Source organism: Streptomyces sp. NPDC034084 (genome assembly GCF_055575535.1).
Genome location: NZ_JBVISK010000005.1, coordinates 156,721 through 163,564 on the forward strand (window position 1 = coordinate 156,721; position 6,844 = coordinate 163,564).

The window sequence follows — 6,844 nt, forward strand, 5'->3', positions numbered from 1 at the left end:
ACTTCAGGAGTACAAGCCCGTAGGGGCGTCGCGACCAAAGTCTTTTTCCACAGGCCGCCGACTGTGCTTTCCCCAGGCCGCCGCCGTGCTCTTCACCAGCCCGTCGGCCGTGTTCCGGACCTTGCCGTCGGCCCCGGCCTCCCCCAGGCCGTAGCCCGGGCTTTTCCACAGGCCGCTGTCCGACCCCTTGACGCAGCCGCCGGGCATTGTCACATTCATCGGTGTCAAGTTACGGACGCGTAGCGCAGTCGGGCGCTCACACGGGACGGCGGGTGGCATGGCCTCAGCAGTGACAGGCGAACTCTCCGCGGAGCTGCGGGGGTTCAGGAAGGTTCAGCGGCTCTCCTACGAGTGCGCGGAAGCCGTCGCGGCCCAGCTCAAGCCGGGTGTGACCGAGCGGGAGGCCGCCCGGATGCAGCGGGAGTGGCTGTACGAGCGGGGGGTGCGGGACTGGTTCCACCGGCCCTTCGCCTGGTTCGGGGACCGCACGGCCTTCGTGGACTTCAAGGTCCCGTTGCAGTTCTTCCCCACGAACCGCCGCCTCGAGGCGGGGATGCCCTTCATCCTCGACATGGCGCCGGTCCTCGAGGGGTACACGGCCGACATCGGCTACAGCGGCTGCCTGGGCCTCGACCCCCTGCACGACAAGCTGCTCGCCGACCTGGAGGCGCACCGCGAGCTGATCCTGCGCGAGGTGCGCGAGCGCCGCACGCTGCGCGAGATATACGAGGACGTGGACCGGCTCATGGTCCGCCAGGGGTACGCGAACCGGCACCGGGCCTATCCTTTCGGCGTCATCGCCCACAAGATCGACCGGGTGAAGGAGCGCCGCTGGGCGCCGACGCTCTTCGGCTTCGGGACCCAGTCGCTCAAGGGCCTCGCGAGCGACGCCCTGCGCGGCCACCGGGACGGCTGGTCGCCGCTCTGGTCGCCGTACACGTTCTCCGACCACCCGCCCATGCCGGGGCTGTGGGCGGTCGAACCGCACCTCGGATTCCGGGGGACGGGCGCGAAGTTCGAGGAGATCCTGGTCGTCACCGACTCCCGGGACCCCGAGCAGAGCGCTTTCTGGCTGGACGACGATCTGCCGCACGTGCGGCGCTGGAACGAGGGAGCGGTCTGATGGCGGGAATCGCCGGGCTTGAGGCGGCGCGGGAGCGCCGGGTCCGGACGGGCGGAATCGAACTGTGCGTCGCCGAGCTCGGCGACGAGGCCCGGCCGACCGTCCTCCTGGTGCACGGCTATCCGGACTCCAAGGAGGTGTGGTCGGAGGTCGCGACCCGGCTGGCCGAGGAGTTCCACGTGGTGCTGTACGACGTCCGGGGCCACGGCCGGTCGACGGCACCGGCCCCGCTGCGCGGCGGCTTCACCCTGGAGAAGCTGACGGACGACTTCCTCGCGGTCGCCGACGCCGTCAGCCCGGACCGGCCGGTGCACCTCGTCGGCCACGACTGGGGGTCGGTGCAGGCCTGGGAGTTCGTCACCGTGCCGCGCACCGAGGGCCGGATCGCCTCCTTCACCTCGATGTCGGGGCCCTCGCTCGACCACTTCGGGCACTGGATCAAGCGGCGGATGACCCGGCCCACCCCGCGCCGGATCGGCCAGCTCCTCGGGCAGGGCGCCAAGTCCTGGTACGTGTACCTGCTGCACACGCCCGTGCTGCCGGAGCTCGCCTGGCGCGGGCCGCTCGGCAAGCGCTGGCCGAAGCTCCTGGAGCGGGTGGAGAAGGTCCCGACCGGTGACTATCCGACGCCCTCCCTGCCGAACGACGCGGCGCACGGCGCCTGGCTCTACCGGGACAACGTCCGGGCCCGGCTCGGCAGGCCGCGCCCCGACGCGTACGCGCACGCGCCCGTGCAGCTGATCACCCCGACCGGGGACGCGTTCCTCTCCGAGCGGCTCTACGACGACCTGGGCACCTGGGTGCCGGACCTGACCCGGCGCACCCTGCCGGCGAAGCACTGGGTGCCGCGCACCCGGCCGGACCAGCTGTCCGCCTGGATCGCGGAGTTCGTCCGGGCCAACGAGGACGCGGCGGCCAAGGCGTCGGGTCTGCGTCGGCCCGTCACGGCGCCGACGGCGAAAGGCGGCGTGAAGCCGGAGTACGCGGAGCGGTTCGGCGGCCAGCTCGTCCTGGTCACGGGGGCCGCCAGCGGCATCGGCCGGGCCACCGCCTTCGCGTTCGCGGAGGCCGGCGCCCGGGTGGTGGCCGTGGACCGGGACGCCGAGGGAGCGGCCCGCACGGCCGAGATGGCGCGTCTGATCGGCGCCCCGGAGGCCTGGGGCGAGACGGTCGACGTCGCCGACGAGCAGGCGATGGAGAAGCTGGCCGCGAAGGTGGCGGGCGAGTACGGCACCGTCGACGTCCTCGTCAACAACGCGGGCATCGGGCTCACCGGCTCCTTCTTCGAGACCTCGGCCGAGGAGTGGAAGCGGGTCCTGGACGTCAACCTGTGGGGCGTGATCCACGGTTGTCGCTTCTTCGGCGCGCAGATGACCGCTCGCGGTCAGGGCGGCCACATCGTCAACACCGCCTCGGCGGCGGCGTTCCAGCCCTCCCGGGCGCTGCCCGCCTACAGCACGTCGAAGGCGGCGGTGCTGATGCTCAGCGAGTGCCTGCGCGCCGAACTGGCCGACCAGGGCATCGGGGTGTCCGCGATATGCCCCGGCATCGTCAACACCAACATCACGGCGACCGCGCGGTTCGCCGGGGTCACGGACGCGGCGGAGGAGAAGCGCCGGCAGCAGAAGGCCTCCCGGCTGTACGGCCTGCGGAACTATCCGCCGGAGAAGGTCGCGGACGCGATCCTGGGGGCGGTCCTGCACGACCGGGCCGTCGTCCCCGTGACCCCCGAGGCGCGGGGCGCCCACTTCCTGTCCCGGCTCAGCCCGGGAGCCCTGCGGGCGCTGGCCCGCTGGCAGCCGCCGTCGTAGACGGCGGGCCGCGCGGGGAGCGGGCCGGGACCCGCGGTCGTACGATCCCTCCCAGGAGGGGCCCCGCGGCGGCGGGGTGGAGCATGCGGTCGGTGGGAGCGGGTTTGTCCGAGCAGTCAGCACAGCCGGAGTACCGGATCGAGGATCTCGCCCATCACAGCGGGGCCACGGTCCGGACGATCCGCGCCTACCAGGACCGCGGTCTGCTGCCCCGCCCGGAGCGGCGGGGCAGGTCGAACGTGTACGGGGACGCGCACCTCGCGCGTCTCCGGCAGATCGCCGACCTCCTCGACCGGGGCTACACCCTGGCCTCGATCAAGGAGCTCCTGGAGGCCTGGGACACCGGCCGGGGGCTCGGCGGGGTCCTGGGCCTGGTCGCGGAGGTCCACGGGCCGTGGACCGACGAGGAGGCGGACCGGATCTCCCGCGCGGAGCTGGACGCCCGCTTCGGCGGCACGCCGGACGAGGAGGCCATCCGGGAGGCCGTCGAGCTCGGCGTACTGGAGCGGTTGCCGGGCCGGGAGACCGAGGAGTACCTCGTCCCGAGCCCGCAAGAGCTGGCGGTGGCGGCGGAGCTGTACGCGGCGGGGGTGCCGCTGCCCGCGATCACCGGTCACCTGAGGGAACTTCGCGATCAGGTCGAGCACATCGCATCCCGTTTCCTGGAGTTCACGACCGAGCACGTCTTCGCGCGCTACCTGGAGCACCGGCCGCCGACGGACGCGGACGCGACCGAGGCGGCGACGATGGTGCGGCGCCTCCGGCCGCTCGCCCAGCAGACCGTGGACGCCGAACTGGCGCGGGCCATGCGCTTGTTCGCCACCCGCCATCTCCAGATCCACCTGTCGCCGGATCCGCCCCGGGTGAGGGACGACCAGCCGCGCGCCGTGTCGCTCCCGGCCGGGACGATACGGGCCGTGCAGAGCCTGGTCGGCGCGGAGGGCGTCGAGGCCTTCATCGCGGCGGCCGCGGAACGAGAGGTCAACAAAAGGACATTGGACGCGCTTGCCGCAAGGCAGTCCAAAGTCGAGGAAACCGAATAAATGCCTTGACCTGGCAGCCCCGTTGTCCACAGAATCTCAAACTCACTTGTGGATAACTCCACTTGCTTGTGGATCAAACCTGAGCGGGGAAGAAATCGAGATGGATGAACGACGCACCGTGAAGGTGTCGAAGTACCTCTCCAAGCATCTGCGCCACCAGCCCGAGCGCATCGGGCTCGTCCTCGACGCGCACGGCTGGACCGAGATCGACGCCCTGCTCCGGGCCGCCGCGGAGCACGGCTTCCCCTTCACCCGCGAAGAGCTGGACCACGTCGTCGCGACCAACGACAAGAAGCGCTTCGCCATCGAGGGCACCCGCATACGGGCGAGCCAGGGCCACACCGTCGCGGTCGACCTCGACCTGCCGGTCGCGGAACCACCCGCGTACCTCTACCACGGCACGGTCGCGAACCGGATCCCCGCGATCCGGGCGGAAGGGCTGCGGCCCATGGCCCGCCACCACGTCCACCTCTCCCCCGACCGGGAGACGGCGACCCGGGTCGGCGCGCGGCGGGGGCGGCCCGTCGTGCTGAGCGTCGACGCCGGTGCCATGCGGCGGGCCGGACACGTCTTCCGCGTCAGCGCCAACGGGGTCTGGCTGACCGACGCCGTCCCGCCCGAATTCCTCCGCTTCCCCTCCTGAGCCCGCGCCCGAGGGGCCGTGTGGCATGTTCGATGCCATGGCTCACCCGCATCTGCCCACCACCGAAGCCGCCGTCACCGCGATCCGTGAGATCGCCCGGGAGTTCCACCTGGAGATGACGGTGACCGACGACATCGGCGCGGACCAGACCTCCCGGCGCACCTCCTCCGGGGCGTTCACCGTTCTCGACCCGGACGGGTCGTTGCCGCACGAGGCCTACGTCGAGCTGGGCGGCTCCCCCTCCGTCACGGTCCAGGTCTTCCCTGAGGGAGACGCCAGGATCACCGTGGACGGGATCGAGTTCGCGGACGTGCCCCGCGACGCCGTCCCCGCCTTCCTGCGTTCCGTCCACAGCGGCCTCGCCCATGTGAAGGGCCGGTTCTTCCCGCCCGGCTGGTGGCTGGTCGTCCCGGTCCCCGGCGACGAGACGTACAAGGAACTGGCCCCCGGCGCCTCGCTCACCCCCTGGATGAACAGCAGGGTGCGCTGATCCCCCGGCCCCGGACCCGGCGCGCAGGTCAGCGGCTACTCTGACCCACCGCATCCGACATGGTGAGAGGAATTCCAAGTGGTGGCTCCGACTGCGCTGAACTCGGTGATCGACGGCAAGGAGGTCCCCGGCGGCGGTGACACCTACGCCTCCCTCAACCCCGCGCGCCAGAGCGATGTCGTCGCCGAGGTCCGGCTGGCCGACTCGGCGACGTTCCAGGACGCCTGTGCGGCGGCGCGGCAGGCCCAGCGCGAGTGGGCGCGGGTACCGGCCCCCGTGCGCGGTCAGGTCGTGGGGGCCTTCGGGCGTCTCGTGCAGGCCAACAAGGAGAGCCTGGCGCGCCTCGTCACCCGCGAGGTGGGCAAGACGTACGCCGAGGCGCTGGGCGAGGTCCAGGAGATCATCGACACCTGCGACTTCTTCCTCGGCGAGGGCCGCCGCCTGTACGGGCAGACGGTCCCCTCCGAGATGTCCGACAAGCAGTTGTTCACCTTCCGGATGCCGGTCGGCGTGTCCGTCATCGTGACGGCGGGCAACTTCCCGGTGGCGGTGCCGTCCTGGTACATCGCCCCGGCGCTGCTCTGCGGCAACGCGGTGGTGTGGAAGCCCGCCGAGTACGCGGCGGCGACCGCGCGCGCCCTCGCCGAGCTCGCCTGGCGGGCCGGCGTGCCGGCCGGCGTCCTGAACCTGGTCTACGCGGACGGCGAGACGACCTTCGAGGGCCTGGACGCCGCTCTGGGCCGCGGCCTGGTGGACAAGGTCGGCTTCACGGGCTCGACGCTGGTCGGCCGGCGGATCGGCGAGCTGTGCGGCCGCCACCTCCAGACCCCGTGCCTGGAGCTGGGCGGCAAGAACCCGATGGTCCTCGCGCCCGACGCGGACCTGGACCTGGCCGTGCAGGCCGCGCTGTTCTCCGGCTACGGCACGGCGGGCCAGCGCTGCACCTCGCTGGGCACGGTCATCGCGCACGAGGACGTGCACGACGAGTTCGTCCGCAAGTTCGACGAGGCGGTGCGGGCCGCGGCGGTGGGCGAGCCGTCCGAGGGCGTCGTTTACGGCCCGCTGCTCGACGAGAAGTTCGCGCGCTCCTACGAGGAGGCGCTGAGCTGGATCGAGGAGCACCACACGGTGCTCGGTTCGAGCGCGGTCGGCAGGATCACCGCCGAGTCGCCCCGTGAGGGCTTCGTCGGCGACCCCTCCGACGGCCTGTACTACCACCCGGTGCTCGTGGACGGGGTCCGCCCGACGGACCGGATCTTCCTGGAGGAGACCTTCGGGCCGGTCGTCGGCGTGACCACGTACCGGACGCTCGACGAGGCGATCGAGCTCGCCAACACTCCGGGCTACGGCCTCTCCGCCGCCGTCTGGACGAGCGACCCGGCCACCGTGTTCCGCTTCCGGCAGGGCGTCGGCGCGGGCATGATCAGCGTGAACAACTCCACCTCGGGCGCCGAGGCCCACCTCCCGTTCGGCGGCAACGGGAAGTCCGGCAACGGCAGCCGCCAGTCCGGCGTCTGGGTCCTCGACCAGTTCACCCGCTGGCAGTCGATGAACTGGGACTTCTCCGGTTCGCTGCAGAAGGCCCAGATGGACGTGACGACCGTCGAGGCCGACCTCGACTACCGCCTGCCGGCCGACTGGACCGAGGGCGCCTGACACGGCGAGCGGGGCCGGGGGGGGGGGGTTTGGTGGGCAAAACACCACACCCCCCCCTTTCTTTTTGCCTCCGAACCC

General features: G+C 71.8%; 6 protein-coding genes. All 6 read left to right on the top strand.

All coding sequences use genetic code 11. The annotated features are described in order from the left end of the window. The first annotated feature begins 277 nt into the window (after nt 1-277). Complete coding sequence (locus ACZ51I_RS19275) at nt 278-1,123, top strand: M24 family metallopeptidase (RefSeq protein WP_468877170.1); 846 nt, start codon at nt 278-280, stop codon at nt 1,121-1,123. Continuing rightward, the gene (locus ACZ51I_RS19280) at nt 1,123-2,934 is read left to right on the top strand and encodes an SDR family oxidoreductase (protein ID WP_468877172.1); all 1,812 of its coding nucleotides are present in this window, start codon (nt 1,123-1,125) and stop codon (nt 2,932-2,934) included. The genes ACZ51I_RS19275 and ACZ51I_RS19280 overlap by 1 nt, the downstream gene beginning before the upstream one ends. 83 nt (nt 2,935-3,017) lie before the next feature. After that, a complete protein-coding gene (locus ACZ51I_RS19285; RefSeq protein WP_468877174.1) occupies nt 3,018-3,977 on the top strand; it encodes a MerR family transcriptional regulator in 960 nt (319 codons plus the stop codon). A gap of 100 nt (nt 3,978-4,077) precedes the next feature. Beyond that, nucleotides 4,078-4,620, top strand: coding sequence for an RNA 2'-phosphotransferase (locus ACZ51I_RS19290; protein ID WP_093875067.1), 543 nt, complete (start codon nt 4,078-4,080; stop codon nt 4,618-4,620). A gap of 37 nt (nt 4,621-4,657) precedes the next feature. After that, entirely contained in the window at nt 4,658-5,110 is a 453-nt protein-coding gene (locus tag ACZ51I_RS19295) for a hypothetical protein (RefSeq protein WP_468877178.1), read from the top strand. A gap of 78 nt (nt 5,111-5,188) precedes the next feature. Next, nucleotides 5,189-6,766 carry an aldehyde dehydrogenase family protein gene (locus ACZ51I_RS19300; protein WP_468877181.1) on the top strand — a complete coding sequence of 526 codons (1,578 nt, stop codon included), beginning with the start codon at nt 5,189-5,191 and terminating at the stop codon, nt 6,764-6,766. Nucleotides 6,767-6,844 lie beyond the last annotated feature (78 nt).